General features: G+C 42.0%; 11 protein-coding genes and 2 pseudogenes. All 13 read left to right on the forward strand.

Annotated features, from left to right (window positions below; all coding sequences use genetic code 11):
* On the forward strand, positions 1-1,223 hold a 1,223-nt coding region (locus AB5935_RS19155), incomplete at its 5' end, for a TonB-dependent receptor domain-containing protein (RefSeq protein WP_368327521.1).
* A gap of 13 nt (positions 1,224-1,236) precedes the next feature.
* Entirely contained in the window at positions 1,237-3,225 is a 1,989-nt protein-coding gene (locus AB5935_RS19160; RefSeq protein WP_368327522.1) for a RagB/SusD family nutrient uptake outer membrane protein, read from the forward strand.
* A 135-nt stretch (positions 3,226-3,360) separates the two neighbouring features.
* A complete protein-coding gene (locus AB5935_RS19165; RefSeq protein WP_038609819.1) occupies positions 3,361-5,883 on the forward strand; it encodes a glycosyl hydrolase family 95 catalytic domain-containing protein in 2,523 nt (840 codons plus the stop codon).
* Positions 5,884-5,892: 9 nt separating this feature from the next.
* A complete protein-coding gene (locus AB5935_RS19170; protein ID WP_007833584.1) occupies positions 5,893-6,030 on the forward strand; it encodes a hypothetical protein in 138 nt (45 codons plus the stop codon).
* Positions 6,027-6,206: a hypothetical protein gene (locus tag AB5935_RS19175; protein WP_080549511.1), complete on the forward strand. Its 180-nt coding sequence runs from the start codon at positions 6,027-6,029 to the stop codon at positions 6,204-6,206. Before AB5935_RS19170 ends, AB5935_RS19175 begins: the two co-directional genes overlap by 4 nt.
* A gap of 799 nt (positions 6,207-7,005) precedes the next feature.
* A pseudogene (locus AB5935_RS19180) lies at positions 7,006-7,240 on the forward strand (DUF3874 domain-containing protein); the annotation flags it as partial.
* 336 nt (positions 7,241-7,576) lie between these two features.
* A pseudogene (locus tag AB5935_RS19185) lies at positions 7,577-8,380 on the forward strand (alpha-L-fucosidase); the annotation flags it as partial.
* A gap of 36 nt (positions 8,381-8,416) precedes the next feature.
* Positions 8,417-10,117: a right-handed parallel beta-helix repeat-containing protein gene (locus tag AB5935_RS19190; protein WP_342975126.1), complete on the forward strand. Its 1,701-nt coding sequence runs from the start codon at positions 8,417-8,419 to the stop codon at positions 10,115-10,117.
* A gap of 149 nt (positions 10,118-10,266) precedes the next feature.
* Positions 10,267-11,814: a sulfatase gene (locus AB5935_RS19195; protein ID WP_008656034.1), complete on the forward strand. Its 1,548-nt coding sequence runs from the start codon at positions 10,267-10,269 to the stop codon at positions 11,812-11,814.
* 5 nt (positions 11,815-11,819) lie between these two features.
* Positions 11,820-13,850: an alpha-L-fucosidase gene (locus AB5935_RS19200; RefSeq protein ID WP_008656033.1), complete on the forward strand. Its 2,031-nt coding sequence runs from the start codon at positions 11,820-11,822 to the stop codon at positions 13,848-13,850.
* 6 nt (positions 13,851-13,856) lie between these two features.
* Positions 13,857-15,383: an arylsulfatase gene (locus tag AB5935_RS19205; RefSeq protein ID WP_007833606.1), complete on the forward strand. Its 1,527-nt coding sequence runs from the start codon at positions 13,857-13,859 to the stop codon at positions 15,381-15,383.
* Between the two features lie 3 nt (positions 15,384-15,386).
* The gene (locus AB5935_RS19210) at positions 15,387-17,006 is read left to right on the forward strand and encodes a beta-N-acetylhexosaminidase (protein WP_008656032.1); all 1,620 of its coding nucleotides are present in this window, start codon (positions 15,387-15,389) and stop codon (positions 17,004-17,006) included.
* On the forward strand, positions 16,999-18,234 hold the full coding sequence (locus AB5935_RS19215) for a glycoside hydrolase family protein (RefSeq protein ID WP_008656031.1): 1,236 nt from the start codon (positions 16,999-17,001) through the stop codon (positions 18,232-18,234). Before AB5935_RS19210 ends, AB5935_RS19215 begins: the two co-directional genes overlap by 8 nt.
* Positions 18,235-18,761: the final 527 nt, after the last annotated feature.

Genomic DNA, 18,761 nt, shown 5'->3' on the forward strand with positions numbered 1-18,761 from the left:
GAGGCTCTTGGGGTGAATTGGGAAATCAAAATACATCGAATTTGTACCCATTCTATGAAATCTTACCCGTGAAAAGCAATTCCGGTAATTGGCTGGTGAATGGAGGAAAAACAAATACGGCAGATATTCCTTCATTGGTTAGTACATTATTGACATGGGAACGTGTGCGTTCTTTTAATGTAGGTTTTGATTTTGGTGCTTTCTCTAATAGATTGACAGGTTCTTTTGACTATTTTGTACGCAAGACTGTCGATATGGTAGGTCCTGCTCCACAATTACCCTTAGTTTTGGGTATTGCTCCTGCTATAGTAAATAATGCTGATATGAAGTCTTATGGTTTTGAAATAGAACTTTCATGGCGCGATAGAATAGGAGAAGTAGATTATGGAGTGAAGTTTAATTTGGCTGATGCCCAGCAAAAAGTGGTGAAATATCCCAATACTACAAATGCTTTCAGTGACTGGTATGCAGGAAAAATGAGTGGAGAAATTTGGGGGTATACTTCATTAGGTATTGCAAAAACAGATGAAGAAATGAAAGAGCATTTGGCATCTTTACCTAATGGTGGCCAAAATCAATTAGGAAACAAATGGGGTGCCGGTGATATTATGTATGCTGATATAAATGGTGACGGCAAAGTAGATGGTGGTAAAGGTACATTAGCTGATCCGGGCGATCAAAGGATTATTGGTAATTCTACTCCCCGTTATAATTTTGGATTGGTTTTGGATGCTTCTTATAAAGGATTTGATGTTTCTATCTTCTTTCAGGGAGTAGGTAAAAGAGATTATGCTCCGATTGTAGGAACTAATGGTGCTGTTTTTTGGGGAGCTGTAAATAATATCTGGCAATCAATGGCGATGGAAGAACATTTTGATTATTTCCGTCCTGAGGGCCATCCTATGGGAGCTAATCTGAACGGGTATTATCCGAGACCGGACTTTACCAGCAACAAGAATCATCAGGTACAAACTCGTTATCTGCAAGATGCGTCTTATATCCGTTTGAAGAATTTACAGATTGGTTATACATTACCTAAACAATGGATTAATAAATTGCACATTAATAGATGCCGTGTATATGTGTCTGGTGATAATTTGTGGACTGGAACCAGCCTGGCCAGTATGTTTGATCCTGAAACACTAGCTGCCGGAGATTGGGGATCAGGAAAGACTTATCCATTATCTAAAGTGATATCTTTTGGCTTGAATGTTAATTTTTAAATAGAAATACAATATGTCTTACATAAAAAATACAGTAGCTTCTGTAGCCATGTTATTTACCTCGGTGGTATTGACATCCTGCAATGATTTTCTAGATTGTGAACCGTTGGATAAAATAACCCCGGATGCTTATTTTAATTCAGAAAGTGATTTGGCTGCCTATTCTATTCAACAATATAAATTCCCATCCTATCTTAATTTTGATATCTCTTTAGTAAAAACTGATAACAATTCGGATGACCAGGCCGCAACGGATGCTTCTACCGCGTTGTGGGTACCGGGAGAAAAACGTACTCCTGCTGATAAAGGAGCATGGGATTTTACAGAAATCCGTAAAGCGAATTATTTCTTCCAACAAGTATTACCCAAGTATGAGGCCGGAAGTATAAAAGGCGATGGAGTAATGATAAAACATTACATTGGAGAAATGTATTTTTTGCGTGCCTACCAGTATTTCAATAAATTGGTAAGTCTCGGTGATTTTCCTATTGTAACGGAAGTATTACCTGATGAAACAGAAGTGTTGAAGGAGGAAAGTAAAAGACAGCCTCGTAATAAAGTGGCTCGTTTTATTATAGAGGATTTAGATAGAGCTATTGAATTGATGTCATTGACTACCGATAATGGTAAGAATAGATTGACAAAAAATGTGGCATTGTTGTTTAAGTCTCGTGTAGCTTTGTTTGAGGCTACCTGGTTGAAATACCATAAAGGTACAGACCGTGTGCCGGGTGGTCCGGGATGGCCAGGAGCACAGCAAGAATATAATGCTGGCTTTTCTATTGATATAGACAAGGAAGTAGATTGGTTTTTGGAACAGGCAATGGATGCTTCTGCTCAAGTAGCCGATCGTATTTCATTGACAAAAAATACCGGTATATATAATCCGGACTCGAATCCTTATAACTGGAATCCTTATTTTGAAATGTTTTCGGCTGTTGATATGGAACCGATAGATGAAGTCTTGTTTTGGAGAGCATACAGTTCTGTGCAGGGTGTTACTCATAGTGTAAGTTCTTATCTTTGCAAAGGAGGAGGGGATTTAGGATATACTCGTAGTTTAGTAGATGCATGTTTAATGAAGAATGGATTGCCTATTTATGCGCCAAATTCTGGCTATGCTGGTGACGTGACGATTGAAAATGTTAAAAAAGACAGAGATGACCGTTTACAGTTATTTATGGGTGCTCCTAGTGATTGTTCAAGGCTTGATCCATATGAGACATATAAATATCCTAAGATATTGGAGCAGACCAATGATAGATGCCCGACAGGTTATACGGTTCGTAAATTCTTGACTTATGATCCAGCTCAAGTTGTAATCGGTTCTGGTGCAGTCAATACGTATGGATGTCTTCTTTTCAGATCTGTTGAAGCTAACTTGAATTATATTGAAGCTTGCTATGAAAAAAATGGAAGCTTGGATCCAAAAGCGATAAAGTATTGGAAGGAGATTCGTAGTCGTGTAGGTGTGTCTGATAATATCGATATGACAATTGCTGCTACCGATTTGTCTAAAGAAAATGATTGGGCTAAGTATTCTGCCGGTCAGTTAGTAGACCCCACCTTATATAATATTCGTCGTGAAAGACGCGTAGAACTAATGAGTGAAGGTACCCGTATGCGTGATTTAAAACGTTGGCGTGCTTTGGACCAAGTAGAAAATTATCAAGTTGAAGGATTTAATTTATGGGGTGGCGAACTGGAAAAATTGTATGTTGATGAAGCTGGTAATAGTTTGTTGATTCCAGAAGGTACTTCAGATAAGCAACCTAATGTATCCAACAAAGAAAACAGCAGTTATTTGCGTGTTAATCAGATTGTAAAAAAGAATAACTTGTTATACGATGGTTATACCTGGATACCAGCCAATTACTTAGAGCCTATTTCTGCTATCAACTTTACACTTACCTCTTCAAATCCTGATGACTTGGAAAGTTCAACGATTTATCAAAATCCGGGTTGGAGTAAAATAGCTAATGAACCGGCTATAGGATATTAATATAAAAAAGAGAATCATTTTTAAGGAGAAGATATAAAAGAGAGTGTGTAAGGAACCCTTCTCTTTTATGTCTTTTCTGTTTGTGTATGTAACATCTTTTATTTTAGATAAGCACAGTTGTATTCTGTAAATACCATGAATATGAAAAAACTGATTATGTTGTATTTCTTTCTTGCCGGAGGAATAGCGGCAAATACGAAAAATATAGATTATACTTATTTGAAAATGCAGTCTGCTCCTTTTGAGGTAGATGACGATTACCTCTCCAAACATGATATCGTTTATTTTTCACCTACGCAACTGGAGGCGGAAGGCTTTCCGATGGGTAATGGTGATATAGGCGGCATGGTGTGGAATCATGACAATGGCATCGAATTGCAAATCAATAAAAATGATTTGTGGACAAAGGCACAACCAGAAGAATACGGAATGTCATTGTTGAAGCATGCGGCTCGTCTGAAGATCGATTTTGGTGCACCGGTATTCAGTTGGATGCATTTGGAAGAGTTTGAGGGGCGGTTATCGCTGGCAAATGCCGAGAATACATATCGTGCGGTTACGGGTTATTCTGCTACAACTATTCGTACTTGGTTGGCGCAAGATCGTAATGTATGGATAGTGGAATGTGAAAATATACCTGATCCTGAAATGTTGGGAAATCATTCGGTAGCTACGGTTTCGTTGGAAAGACTGGGGAGCCGTTCCTTTACCGGATGGTATGGAGGTTGGTTTGCGAAGAACCCTTCAGTGGGGCTTGGTAAGATGCGTGCAATGGCTGATGCTCGCGAAATGATATTGGAAGAAACGGATGGTGGACTGCACTTTGCTGTAGCTTGCAGGGTGGTAGAGTCGTCCGAGGAACCGGAAACGGTGAATATGCGTCGTGCCGAATGGCGGACAAATAAATGTAAATTCACAATTATGGTCAGTGTAGCGACTGATCGCGAAGATAAGGATCCGGTAAATGCAGCAAAGAAATTACTTGATGAGGCAGAAGCGAAGGGGGTAGATGAGTTGCGTCGCGAGAAAGATGAGTGGTATCGCAATTTCTGGTCCAATTCGTTTGTGAAGTTGGGTGATGATTATTTGGAGAATATCTATTACTTGCATCGCTATCTGATGTCTGCTGGTTCGCGAGGTGAGTTTCCGTTGGCTTTTAATGGGGGACTTTGGCGTTGGAACCGTGATGTACTTAATTGGGGGACACCGCATCATTGGAACCAGCAGCAGGAATATTGGGGATTGTGTGCGCAAAACGATTGGCGGCTGATGAAACCTTATCTCGACACTTACTTCAAGATGATACCGTTTGCTGAGAAACTGGCAAAGGAGTATGGAGCGGAGCATGATGCATTGCTCATTACCGAAGCGCATAATTTCAACGGTGTACAATGGGGAAAGGACAAACGCTATCTGAGGAACAATTTTACTCCTGCTTCACAGATAGCTTCTCTCTTTTGGGATTATTACGAATTTACGGGAGACGAGGAATTCTTGAAAGAAAGGGCATATACGTTTATGAAGAAAGCTTCTCATTTTTATTTAGACAGGTTGGAATGGGATGAAGAAAAAAATGAATATTTTTTGAAAGCTTCTTTGTATGAGTCGGCCCCTATCGCTTATGTGAAGAATCCTATCAGTGACCGCAATTGCATCGAAAGGCTTTTCAAGGATTGTATCCGTGCGGCGGAAATATTGAACGTAGACAAAGATGAGGTGAAACAGTGGCGTCACGTACTCAATCATTTATGGGAAAGAGGCTATCAGCAGTTTGGTGAATGTGGCGAAGTAATCTCTCCTGCCGAGGAGTATTATACGGAAAAGCGTTATTCTCCATGGATTTGGGGTAACGGTGGTGCCGTAGCTTTTCCGGCAGGGCTGATTGGTATTGATGATAAAGACACTCGCTTGGGAAAAGCTGTTGTGAATCTGTTGAAACACGATGACGAGTGTAACGCGCATTATCCTTATCCGCAGATAGCCGCTCGAATGGGAGAAGGAGATGTGGCCTTGAAGTATATATGGAACGGGGTGAATGTACATCAGATGTATCCACAAGGATTGATGCACAATGTGACCGGTTATCCTGACAATATTTACGATCTTGCCTCTGTGCACAATCTGTTGAAAGACACGTATATGATACGCTCACATGATTTCTTTCAGTGCGGTATGGAACCCATGAGCAATTATTGCACGGGCATAAATGAAATGATGCTCCAAAGCAACGAGGAGAAAATCAGAGTGTTCCCTGCTGTGCCTGCTGCATGGGATTCTATTCCTATGGCATTTATTTTGTTGGCAAGAGGGGCATTTCTCGTTTCTGCAAGTAGGAATAATTCGGCTGAGGTTACACAAGTAGGTGTGAAGAGTTTAAAAGGGAATCTTTGTCGATTACAGAATCCTTGGGGTGACAAGAAATGTGAAGTGTTGAGATGCAGAGATGGCAGGAAAGTTTCCGTAAAGACAGGAGGGGATGGTGTATTGGCTTTCTCTACCCAAACAGGTGAAGAGTATGTTGTTCGGCTCATTGGTACGGAAACTTTGGTTAAAGAAGTGTATTTTGGCAAGCCTAATATGAAGGTGAAACAATTGGGAAAAAGAAGATTGGGAAAGGTTAGTGGCTGGAATGATTTTCAATGTGGAGGTGAAAAATGAATCTTTACAGTGAAAGTGAAGGCTGAATATGATTATGCACAGAAAAATAAAGCTAATTATTTGTTGAATATTGCTCTTCGCGGAGATGGGTCTATTCATCCTGCTGACCAATCCACTTTGCAAGGTTTTGCTGATCTAAAAGATTGATAGTATACGTGACTGGTTTTGAACAGATAGATTCTTCTTTCTTCCTTTCATCTACTTTTGAAAACGCCCTGCTGACAGGCGTTCCGGTAGTGACAGGACTTCCCGTCATCCCCTTTCAGTTTCCTCCACTCTGTATCTTCACTCCTTCCTGTGAAGGGAGGAGAATCTACAGATGAAACGGGAATGAGGGGAGATCTTACAGTTTTTAACCAATTGATAACTAGTGTGTTTTAAATGAAATGACAGAATGAGAGGAGAAAAGTGAACACCTGCATAGTGAGAGGATAGTGTAATGAACCGACTTGGCTGGTTTGCCGGACATGATAGGCTTGTCCGTCGGACCAGCTAAGCTGGTTCATGAAACATGCCGGCCTTTTCATCAAGACATGCTGACCTTTTAAGTAAAGGTGCTGGCATTTACCAAAAACATAAGGACATTTTAAAAAAACGACCGGTTCTTTTGAAGTAAACGACCAAAGCAACACATCCGGTAACATTAGTAACATGTGACCTGTCACGTTACTGACGTATGAGTCTACACGTATGTATGTGTCGGGCTGTACATACGGTAGCGTATGCCTATATATACGTATGTACTGTGTATCAAGTTCTACCGCAACTTGTACTAAGATGCACTATATCCTGTACCAAGATTCGCCATAACTTGTGCCAAGTTCCGCTACCTTTGCTGAAAATGGTAAAGGCAACTTGCAGGATAACAAGAATAGTTTTTCAGGAGAAATCCCGGCAAAAAAGTGGAATCAGTCCTTTCGACAGCTTCAGCCAGAAAAGCAGAGGAGAATTCTGCTCACTTGAAAGACGTGCAGAAGAAGGCTAAGCCGCATTCCTTGATGCAGGAAGTGACCACCTTTCTCACCTCCCACTACCACTTCTGTTTCAATGTACTGACCGAGGTAACCGAAGTGGCATGTCTGGAAAACGATGTGCCCGACCCCCATCTGCACTATGCTAAAGTTCTACAAACACGTACCCGAAGAGGAGTATTCCGCCTCTGCTTCCGCTTCGCTATGGTAGAGGATGATCTGCAGAAGGTACTGACCTTTTCCGTCACCCAGTTGTTCGGGCGTATGAAATCCATTCATCCTTCGGTCATAAGGAGCATGACCGCTTACAGTCTGAGCCGCATTCTGCCTCTGTTGGGCGGGTGCATACTGTCAAAGGGAATGTATATAGGGTAGTGGAATGCTAGATACCCTTAATTACCACATGGGATAGGAGAATTAGAAGTCCTTTCTTGAAAGTTCGTGAAAAAGCGAACTTTATTCGTTAAATTATGCGGAAAGTTCACAATAAAGAGATTCCTTGATTTAGGAATATCCCCCGCACAATTGCCATTAAATAAAAGACTTTTTGTTTTGCTGTTATTGAAAGCAAAGTGGATATGGACTATAATCTCTATTCTGTTTCCGGTCTGAAAGCAACGTGCGCAAGGTGAGGGATAAGGCATGAGGTTATGCTGTCATCGGTGTGTATAAATCGGATGAATGGAGATAAAAAGCAAGACTTATTCTAAAAATAAATCAATATGAAAAAACTGTTATTATTATTTTTATTCTTGTGCTCGTTGGAAGTAGCACAGGCACAACCGGGTATCTCAACTGCAATACCTTCTGAAAAACCTTCAAAATACCAGAAAGATCAGATCAAGCGCAAGTATGGTATGTTCATTCATTTTGGTATCAATACATTCCATGATGTGGAATGGTCAGACGGATCTTTTCCGGTGGAAACTTATGCCCCTGCGGAGATTGACGCCTGTCAATGGGTGAAGACAGCGAAAGATGCCGGTATGAAGTATATCATCTTGGTGGCAAAACATCATGAGGGCTTTTGTCTTTGGGACAGTAAATATACTGATTATGACGTGGCAAGTTCGGGAAATAAAACGAATGTGATTGAAGCCGTAGCTAGGGAATGTAAGAGACAAGGCATGAAGCTGGGACTGTATTACTCGTTGTGGGACAGGAAAGTCAATGCGGATGTTGACAATGTGGAGTCGGACAGGAAGTACAATACATACATGTTGAAGCAATTGGACGAACTGATGGACATCACGGAAAAATATACTAAAATAGTGGAGTTCTGGTTTGATGGAAGTTGGGTGAAACCCGGTTATCGCTGGCCGGTAGAAGGCATATACAGAACCATCAAAAGCCGTGAGCCGCAATGCCAGATCGGAATTAACTGGACGATAGGCGAGGATGCGGATCCCCATAATCCGAATGCGCCGGAGAAATCATATAAAATTATTCCGGAGGAACGGAAGGAAGGGGATCCTATCCGTTATTTTCCCAGTGACTTCCGCTTGGGCGATCCGCTTCTGCCCGCAAGTCTGATAAGAGAGTTTGACTTCAAGAAAAACCGGATGGAGCTGGTGGCCCTGCACGCTACAGGTTTCGGAAGGCCCAGCCAGGCGGCATGGACGGAAATCTTTGCGGATGGCCAGCCTCTGCGAATAGCCCGTTGGCCGAATGACTCTACGGTTATGATTGGAAAAATACAGGAATCGGGGATGGCTAAGGAAGGGAAAGAGGCTCCTTTCCCTGTATTCGGATATCAGGAAGAGCGCCCTTCGAGTTGGAAATCGGTAGAGAATATGTGGATAAGCGGATACTTTGCGCACGGTTATGCCGATGACATGATTTGTGTGGAAAGCATCGACACGATACATAAAATGATTCATACAGGGCAGCATACGGTATATGGATTTATGACAGGTGCGCCTTGGCGTCAATGGTTTGCCTTGAACCTGCTGGAGGAACTGGATGTGCCGGGCGAATACGTGATTGATGCCGGGAGAGGGAAGATGTATGTATATCCGCTTGCCGGAAAGATGGAAAATTGGAGTGTTTCTTTATTGGAAGGGCCCTTGCTGGCTATAGAGCATTGCAAAGATGTGAAGGTACAAGGCATCACTTTCGAGTATGGCAGGCATATCGGTGTCTATATGGAGAATACCCATCGTGCTTTAATTAAGAATTGCATTATACGCAATATGGGCGGAGTGGGCGTATCCATCGGAAAGGGAACGTTGAAGGCTGGTAACCAAAGAGGGCACGAGTCGGGAGGCAACCTAGCTTCGCGTGTCGTGGGTGATTTGATGGGAACGGTTTATCAGAACATCCTGTTCAACCGCGAAGGAGGAACGGAAAACGGAGTCGTGGATTGTCATATTTATAATGTAGGTGCCGGAGGTATCAGTCTGGGAGGAGGAGACAGAGCCTCATTGACCCCTGCCGGAAACTATGTGGAGAATTGCCGGATACATGATTATAACCGGATTGAGAAATCCTATCGTCCCGGAATATGGATGGATGGTGTGGGTAACCGCATCTCTAAATGTGACATCTATGATGCGCCCAGCATGGCTATCCTGTTTCATGGAAATAACCATGTGATAGAACTGTGTGACATAACGAATGTGTGTTCTGAAGTCGATGATCAGGGAGCTGTTTATTATGGTCGTGATCCTTCGGAGCAGGGAAATGTTATCCGTTATTGTTATTTTCATGAATTGAGTCCGCGCCATCGTGTAACGGCTACTTATCATGATGACGGAGCTTGCGGAGCGGAAGTTTATGGTAATATTTATCACAAAGCAGGGTCTTTGCCGGTACTAATCGGTGGGGGACATAATAATCATTACCGGCATAATATATTTATAGATTCTCCTGTTGCCATTCATATAGATGCGCGTATGCAGGGCTGGGGCAAATTCATGATAGAGAAAGGTGCGATAATTGATCAGCGTTTGCAAACAGTCAATTATAAAAATCCTCCTTACAGTACGGCCTATCCTTTGCTCGCTGCATATTGGGACAATGACACTTCTTATCCAAAAGGCAATGTGATAGAAGAAAACTTGTTTTATAAGATAGGAAATGTGGTGCACGGACAGAGCGAATGGCTGGAATTGTATAACAATTGGGCTACCGGTTCGGATCCAGGGTTTGTGGATGCTGCTGATCCGTTGAAGGGATTTAAGGATGATGCGCTCATTTATCAACGGATCAATGGATTCCCCCGGCTTCCATTTGAGAAAATCGGATGCGATTTATCCAAATGAAAGAGTGTGATGATAAACTTTCAAACCTTATAAAAAAATATCTTATTTCTTTAGGAACATTCCTTTCCCGATTGCCATATAAATAGAGAGTACCTTTGTTTGGCGACAAAGGATCAACTTATTTTTAAACTTTAAGTCATTACCATTAAATGGAACATCAAAACAAATTGATTTATGGCGGACTATTGGCGATATCCGCTCTGACCGGCTGTACGGAGCCGGTAACAGAAAAACCTTTGAATATTGTCTATATTATGACGGACGATCATACAGCTCAAATGATGAGTTGCTATGACAAACGTTATATGGATACACCCAATTTGGATCGGATAGCCAATGAGGGGGTACGTTTTACAAACAGTTTTGTCGCAAACTCTCTGAGTGGCCCTAGTCGTGCTTGTATGCTTACGGGCAAACATAGTTGTGAGAATAAATTTTATGATAACTCTACCTGCGTATTTGATTCATCGCAGCAAACTTTTCCGAAACTATTGCAGAAAGCGGGTTATCAGACTGCATTAATTGGGAAATGGCATTTGGAAAGTTTGCCGACAGGCTTTACTTATTGGGAGATAGTTCCCGGACAAGGTGATTATTATAATCCGGATTTCATCACACAAACCAATGATACCATTCAGAGACATGGGTACATCACTAATCTGATTACCGATGATGCCATAGACTGGATGGAAAATAAGCGCGATAAAGAAAAACCTTTCTGTCTGCTTATTCATCATAAGGCTATTCATCGTAATTGGATGGCGGATACCTGTAATCTGGCCTTATACGAAGATAAAGAATTTGCTTTACCCGATAATTTCTTTGACGATTATGAGGGTCGTTCCGCAGCTGCGGCTCAGGAGATGAGTATTGTGAAAGATATGGATATGATATATGATCTGAAGATGCTCCGCCCTGACAAGGAATCCCGTTTGAAATCATTGTATGAAAGCTTTATCGGACGTATGGACGAAAGACAGCGTGCCGCGTGGGATGCATTCTACGGTCCTGTGATCGATGATTTTTATCAGAAGAATCCGCAAGGAAAGGATTTGGCTAATTGGAAATTCCAACGTTATATGCGCGACTATATGAAAACAGTCAAATCACTGGATGATAATGTAGGACGTGTGCTCAATTATCTGGAAGAAAACGGGTTGCTGGATAATACATTAGTCGTCTATACATCAGACCAAGGATTTTATATGGGAGAGCACGGATGGTTTGACAAGCGTTTCATGTATGAGGAATCCATGCGTACTCCGTTGATAATGCGTTTGCCGAAAGGATTTGACAGGAAAGGTGATATAACTGAAATGGTACAGAATATAGACTATGCACCTACTTTCCTGGAACTGGCAGGTGTAAAAGTACCCGAAGATATTCAAGGCGAGTCTTTGTTACCTTTATTGAAAGGAAAGAAGCCTGCGGGCTGGCGTAAATCATTATATTATCATTTTTATGAATATCCTGCCGAACACATGGTGAAACGTCACTATGGAGTACGTACAGACCGTTATAAATTGATTCACTTCTACAATGACATTGATGCATGGGAACTTTATGACTTGGAAAAAGACCCTGCCGAGATGCACAATGTAATCAATGATCCTGCTTATAGTGAAGTATTGGCTGATATGCAGGCGGAGTTGAAGAAATTGCAAATCCAATATAACGATACAGACTTTGTAAAATAAAGACAATGAATAAGACATTCTTATTAAGTGTCATACTGGGAGTTTTATGCTTTCCGGTAAAGGCACAGACCTTGCCTGTACCTACACCGGTACAATTGCAATGGCAGCAGATGGAAACAACGGCATTTGTTCATTTTAGCGTGAATACTTATACGGATATGGAGTGGGGATATGGCAACGAGTCCCCTGCCATCTTTAATCCGACTAAGTTAGACTGTCGTCAATGGATACGGACTTGTAAAGAAGCGGGACTGAAAGGAGTGATCCTTACTGCCAAGCATCATGACGGGTTTTGTTTGTGGCCGTCGGCTTATACGGAATACAGTGTGAAGAATTCTCCATGGAAGAACGGAAAAGGCGATTTGGTACGCGAATTTGTGGATGCTTGCCATGAGTATGGGATGAAAGTGGGATTGTACCTTTCTCCTTGGGATTGTAACCATCCTGATTATGGAAAACCGGAATACATCACTTACTTCCGCAATCAGTTGCGCGAATTGCTGACTAATTATGGGGAATTGTATGAGTTTTGGTTTGACGGCGCCAACGGGGGACGTGGTTATTATAGTACGGATTCCTTACATACCCGAAAGATTACCGCAGATTACTATCCATGGGAATCTTTGACAGAAATGGTATATGAATTGCAACCCAACTGTGTGGTGCATGGTGGAAGTGCACAGAACATCCGCTGGGTAGGCAACGAGGAAGGGTACGCTTTGGAAGAGCATTGGAGTACAGTGAGAAAGCCGGAACTCTATGATAAGGGGATACCAAATGGTAAACAGTGGATGCGCGGACATGCGGATGGTACGTTATGGATTCCTTCAGAAACTGATGTATCCATCCGTCCCGGTTGGTATTATCATGCTTCGGAAGACCATAAACTGAAATCATTGTCCCAATTGACTGACATTTATTATGAGAGTGTGGGACGTAACAGTTTGTTATTGCTTAATCTGACCCCCAATCAAGAAGGATTGATTCTTGAGCAGGATTCCTTGCGTTTGGTAGAATGGTATCGGCGATATACCTCTGAACTAAAGAAGAATCTCGTTAATCAGAAAATGAAAGTAACGGGCAAGAACCGTAAGAAGTTGAAATATACTTTGGATGGCAACCGAGGTACATATTGGGAAGCTGATACAAAAACGCCTGTACTGGAAGTGGATTTTGGAAAAGAATTAACTTTCAACCGTTTGTTATTGCAAGAGTTTATTGAGAAAGGGCAAAGAGTAAAGCAGTTTGTTGTAGAATATTTTGATAATGGGAATTGGCAGAAATTGGATGAACAGACTACTATCGGTTATAAACGGATTCTGCGTTTTCCCGAAGTCACTGCTTCACGTCTGCGAATACGGATAACAGATGCATGGGAGGCACCTTGTCTGGCAGAAATACAGGTCTTTAAAGCGGAAACTCCGCTGGATGCTCCTGTGATTACCAGAAATAAGAATGGAGAGGTGAAGTTGGTATGCAGCAATAAGGATGCTTCTATCTATTATACTACAGATGGTAAAGAGCCACAACCTGGTGTAAGCCCTCGTTACCAGTCGCCTGTTCCGGCAGACGGTGATCGGATTATTAAAGCGATAGCAGTGGACGGAAAGAAAAAGTCAACAACTGCTACGCGTACTTTTACCGGCAGTAAGGCTCATTGGAGCACCTTGCCTGATAAAGCCGGTACGCTTGTTTTTGATGAAAACCAGCATACAACTTGGGTTGGAAAAGATGTGCTTGAGGTTGACTTGCAATCAGCAAAGGAAATGACCGGTATAAGCTATCTGCCTGATCAGGCACGATGGGCTAATGGAATTGTTGTAAAATATATGATTGAGATCTCTTTGGATGGAATCCGATGGGAAGAGGCAGCCCGTGGAGAGTTTGCCAATATTCAGAACAATCCTGTAGAACAGCAGGTAATTTTCTGGCAGACGCATAAAGGACGCTACATCCGTTTCCATGCCTTGTCAACAGTGGATGGTCAAAAGAGCATGGGGGTAGCGGAATTAGACATTTTATTTTCTAAAAACTGATAAGTAATGAAAAAGTATAACTATGTAGGATGGTGTATGGCCGGTAGCCTTGGTTTGTCCGCTATGTCCGGACAGGCTGCACAACCGGAAAAAAAGCAACCGCATATCATCTTGATAATGACTGACCAACAACGTTGGGATGCATTGGGATGTGCGGGAAATGAAGCTGTGATTTCTCCAAATGTGGATCGCTTGGCAGCCGATGGGCATTTGTTTTGTAATGCCTATACGGCTGCTCCAAGCAGTACTCCGGCACGTGCGGGTATGCTGACGGGTATGTCTCCCTGGCATCATGGCTTGTTAGGATATGGACAGGTGGCAGAGCATTATCCATATGAAATGCCGCAGATGTTGAAAGACTTGGGCTATCACACATTGGGAATAGGAAAGATGCATTGGCATCCGCAGAATGTGTTGCATGGATTCGAAGTGACTATTCTGGATGAAAGCGGACGTGTGGAGTCTCCTTATTTTATGAGTGATTATCGTAAATGGTTCAATACGCAGGCTTTCGGCCTGAATCCCGACAGTACAGGGGTGGAGTGGAATGCCCACGGAGCGAAAGCGTATGCTTTGCCCGAGCGCTTGCATCCTACCGTATGGACAGGAGACAGGGCGGTGGAGGCGATAAAAGGTTATTCTTCTGAACGGCCTTTGTTTTTGAAAGTGTCTTTTGCCCGTCCGCATAGTCCGTATGATCCTCCCCGGCGAATAGTGGATAAGTATGAGGGCAGAAAAATACCCGCTCCCGTTGTAGGTGACTGGTGTAAAGATCTGGCAATAGATACTCATCCCGAAAAAAATCCTGAAGCGGCTGTAGGAAACTATGGAGTGGAATATGCCCGGAATTCCCGTAAGTATTATTACGCTTCGGTTACTTTTATTGATGAGCAGGTAGGGCGCATTGTGGATGAACTGAAAAAGAAAGGAATGTATGACAATGCGCTGATATGCTTTGTTGCCGATCATGGCGATATGTTGGGAGATCATCATTTGTGGCGTAAAACGTATGCTTATGAAGGTTCGGCAGCTATTCCTTTTATTATAAAGTTACCCGAAAACATGAAAAGTAGCCTGAAACCCGGTGAAAAAATAGAGGCTCCGGTGGAGTTACGCGACTTGCTTCCTACTTTTCTGGCATTGAACGGCTGCCGGATTCCGGAAGAAATAGACGGTCTGTCTTTACTTCCTTTATTGGAAAAAGGGAAAGCTCCCTGGCGTGAATATATTGATATAGAACATTCCACCGCTTATTGGGCGGATAATTATTGGTGTGCTTTGACGGATGGGAAAATAAAGTATATCTGGTTTTTCCGTACAGGTGAGGAACAATTGTTCGATTTGTCAAAAGACCCATACGAATTGCATGATTTGTCAAAAGCCAAGGCTTCCGGAAAGACATTGGAAAAGATGCGGAAAGCGATGGCCGGACATTTGCAGGAAAGAGGGGAAGAGTGGGTGAAAGACGGCAAGTTGGTCATCCGCAATAAAAATCTTTTATATAGTCCGAATTATCCAACAAATAAAAAATAAACCATGAAGAAATTAATTCTAACCTTTTCATTTTTAGTGTTGTTATTCGGCACTTTGCAGGCATCGGTTTCCATTATCCCGATGCCGCAAAAGTGCATCGAAAAAAGAGGCAATTTTACGGTAAATGACAAAACTGTAATTACGTTGTCAGTAGATAACGAGGAGATGCGCAATGCCGTATCTTTCTGGAATGATTTGTTTGATACGGCTGCCGGGTTCTCATTGGAGGTCTCTTCCACTCCCCGTTCTTCCAATGTGATTCGTTGCCGGCTTAACACAGCTCTTCCCAATGAGGAATCATACAAGCTGACAGTCTCTTCATCTTCTATCCATATAGATGCCAAAACCCCTAAAGGCATTTTCTATGCTTTTCAAACTTTGCGCCAATTATTACCTTCTGCCATTGAAAGTGACAAGCAGGTGGCGGAAAAAATAAAATGGAACATCCCTTGTGTGGTGATAGAAGATTCGCCTGCATTCTCTTATCGCGGAGTGATGCTTGATGTTTCCCGCCACTTCATTCCTAAGGAAGATGTAAAGCGTCACATCGACTTGCTTGCTTTTCATAAATTGAACATCCTTCATTGGCATCTGACTGATGACCAGGGATGGCGTATCGAAATCAAGAAATATCCCAAACTGACTACCGTCGGAGGTTACCGTAAGAAAACGATTGTGGGATATATGTGGGACAATCCTACTGAATGGAATACCAAACGCTATGGTGGATTTTATACACAGGAAGATATCAAAGAAGTGGTGGCGTATGCCAAGAAGCGTTTTGTGGAAATTATTCCTGAGATAGAAATGCCGGGACATAGCGTGGCGGCACTGACTGCTTATCCTGAATATTCCTGTACCGGAGGACCTTTTGAGGTGGAAGGCCGTTGGGGTGTTTTCAATGACATTTATTGTACTAAGGAATCTACTTTTACCTTTATGCAGGATATTCTGGATGAGGTGGTGGAACTTTTCCCCTCCAGCTATATCCATTTAGGTGGGGATGAGGCCCCTCGTATCCGTTGGAAAAATTGTGTACACTGTCAGGAACGGATGAAGCAGGAACATTTGACAAAAGAGGCTGAATTACAGACTTATTTCATCAATCGAATTGAGAACTATCTGAATACCAAAGGAAAGAAAATTATCGGTTGGGATGAAATCTTGGAAGGAGGTATTCTGCAACGTGCTACCGTGATGTCATGGCGGGGAGAGAAAGGGGGAATTCATGCCGCGAAAGCCGGATATGATGTCATTATGTCTCCTAATATTTATATGTATTTCAATTGTCTTCAGTCTAAAGTCAATGAAAAGAAAATTGGAAATCCCAATCGGGTGATTACTTTGGAAAAAGTTTATAATTATCATCCGGTTCCCGAAGTCCTGAGTGCGGATGAGGCCAAACATATTAAAGGAGTACAGGCCAATTTGTGGACGGAGTATATGTCTGCGCTCGATGAGATGGAGTATATGCTTTATCCGCGTGTGGCAGCTTTGTCCGAGGTGGCGTGGAGCAAAAAGGAAAATAAGGATTATGGAAGATTCTGTACCCGTTTGGAGAGCATCCGACGGCATTATGATGTGTTAGGAGTAAATTATTGTAAGAAAATCAGTAATGAATGATCTGTTTGTGATGAATATGAAAAGAAAAATACTATTTGTTTGTCTCTCCTTCCTTGCTTTGTTGCAAGGGTGGGCGCAACATACCTGGCAGGCCGGTCCGGTCAATTTAGAACTTATTCAACGGGGCAATTCGAAGTTCCCTTCCGGTTTCTCCGCTTTCTCATTGAAAAATCGTTTTATTTGGTGTGGTTCGGCTATTCAGACAGAGGAAGATGGAAAGTATTATTTATTTTATTCCGCTATGAAATCAGGACCGAAGTACCCTAGATTTATAGATGCTTGGTTGCTAGGTTCGATGATTGGAGTAGCTGTATCAGACTCTCCTTATGGGGGATATAAGGATATAGGTATTGTCTATAACAAAGATGGATATCGTCCGGACAGCTGTTCATGGGATGCACAATCGGTTCACAATCCGCATATCAAAAGATATAACGGAAAATACTATTTGTATTATTGTGCTACGGTGGATCCGGGTGGAAATGCTCATGTAAAGGGAAAACTAAGCAGAAGAGACAGACTCCAGCAAAATCAAAAGTTGGGAGTATTGTGCTTTAATTCCATAAAAGAATTACTGGAAGGTAAATTTTCATGTAATGAGCAACCTTTACTTGCTCCACGTACACGGGTGAAGCCTGATAATGTACTGGAACCCTCACCTGAAGGAACCGTAACCAAGCCTGATAATCTCATTTTAGTCAATCCGGCAGTGGTATATCATCCTTTGAAAAAGAAATATTATCTTTACTTTAAAGGGAATGTCTATGATCCTACTTGGCGTGGTGTGCATGGAGTGGCCATAGCCGATGCCCCCGAAGGCCCTTTTATTGTGCAGGATGACTATGTATTTGAGTTTGAAACAGGGGATAACCAGAAATTGAATGCGGAAGACCCGTTTGTATGGTATCACCGGAAAGACAATTGTTTCTATGCTGTTTTTAAAGATTTCACGGGAGGATTTACAAAAGGTAAGCCGGGATTGGCCATCATGTATGCTGAAGATGGTATACATTGGAAACTTCCTGAACATTCTTTGTTTATGAATAAAGAAATAATTCTAAAGAATGGAGAGCGGCTAGAGGTAGATCGGTTGGAACGTCCTCAGCTGTTATTGGATGAAAATGATGAACCGATTGTGCTTTATTCAGCTTGTTCCATTACTCCATTGAATATGAAACAGGATGGGAGCTCGTTCAATATCCAGATTCCAATTCTTCGAAATAAGTAAGAAGGATATGGTATAAAAGCAGTCCGGCATATGGATGAATATCTGTGCCGGACTGCTTTTTTATATTGTAACGGAAGAAATGGAACTTTTGATAAACCTTTCGGACACACGCTTGTTTATGATAAGTTCATGTTTTTGACATGAGTAACATAAATCTATTGCAAAGACTAATGAAAGAAAATAGACCTCCTTTTTTGCCATTTTCGCAATCTTGCTTTAACTATTTTAAAGTAAGGGGCTTTATTGGATTTTCGGAACTGTGTATCAGAACATTTCATCCTGATTCACAAAGATATATATGTCCCTATTTGTCCGATGCGCATATTTTGGAGTTCCGGCTTCCGGCGGCGACTATAGAGTGTGTTATCAATAAACAAGGTATATGCATTGAGGCTATCATGTTTACCGATTAGTAAGTGGTTTTGGTTTAATCTTCCTTTTTCATTTCTTAATAATTAAGCGGCACTGACATACAAGCGGACACTAAAGATAAAATTAATCGGAGGTTATAACTAAAAGTTATTTTA

It is taken from the genome of Phocaeicola sp. RTP21198st1_B8_RTP21198_201120, assembly GCF_040929485.1.
Lineage (GTDB): Bacteria > Bacteroidota > Bacteroidia > Bacteroidales > Bacteroidaceae > Phocaeicola > Phocaeicola dorei.

Bases quoted from the DNA above. Each gene is read 5' to 3' on its own strand.
- AB5935_RS19160 (WP_368327522.1), top strand. From the start codon at position 1,237: ATGTCTTACATAAAAAATACAGTAGCTTCTGTAGCCATGTTATTTACC.
- AB5935_RS19165 (WP_038609819.1), top strand. From the start codon at position 3,361: ATGAATATGAAAAAACTGATTATGTTGTATTTCTTTCTTGCCGGAGGA.
- AB5935_RS19190 (WP_342975126.1), top strand. From the start codon at position 8,417: ATGGAGCTGGTGGCCCTGCACGCTACAGGTTTCGGAAGGCCCAGCCAG.
- AB5935_RS19195 (WP_008656034.1), top strand. From the start codon at position 10,267: ATGGAACATCAAAACAAATTGATTTATGGCGGACTATTGGCGATATCC.
- AB5935_RS19200 (WP_008656033.1), top strand. From the start codon at position 11,820: ATGAATAAGACATTCTTATTAAGTGTCATACTGGGAGTTTTATGCTTT.
- AB5935_RS19205 (WP_007833606.1), top strand. From the start codon at position 13,857: ATGAAAAAGTATAACTATGTAGGATGGTGTATGGCCGGTAGCCTTGGT.
- AB5935_RS19210 (WP_008656032.1), top strand. From the start codon at position 15,387: ATGAAGAAATTAATTCTAACCTTTTCATTTTTAGTGTTGTTATTCGGC.
- AB5935_RS19215 (WP_008656031.1), top strand. From the start codon at position 16,999: ATGAATGATCTGTTTGTGATGAATATGAAAAGAAAAATACTATTTGTT.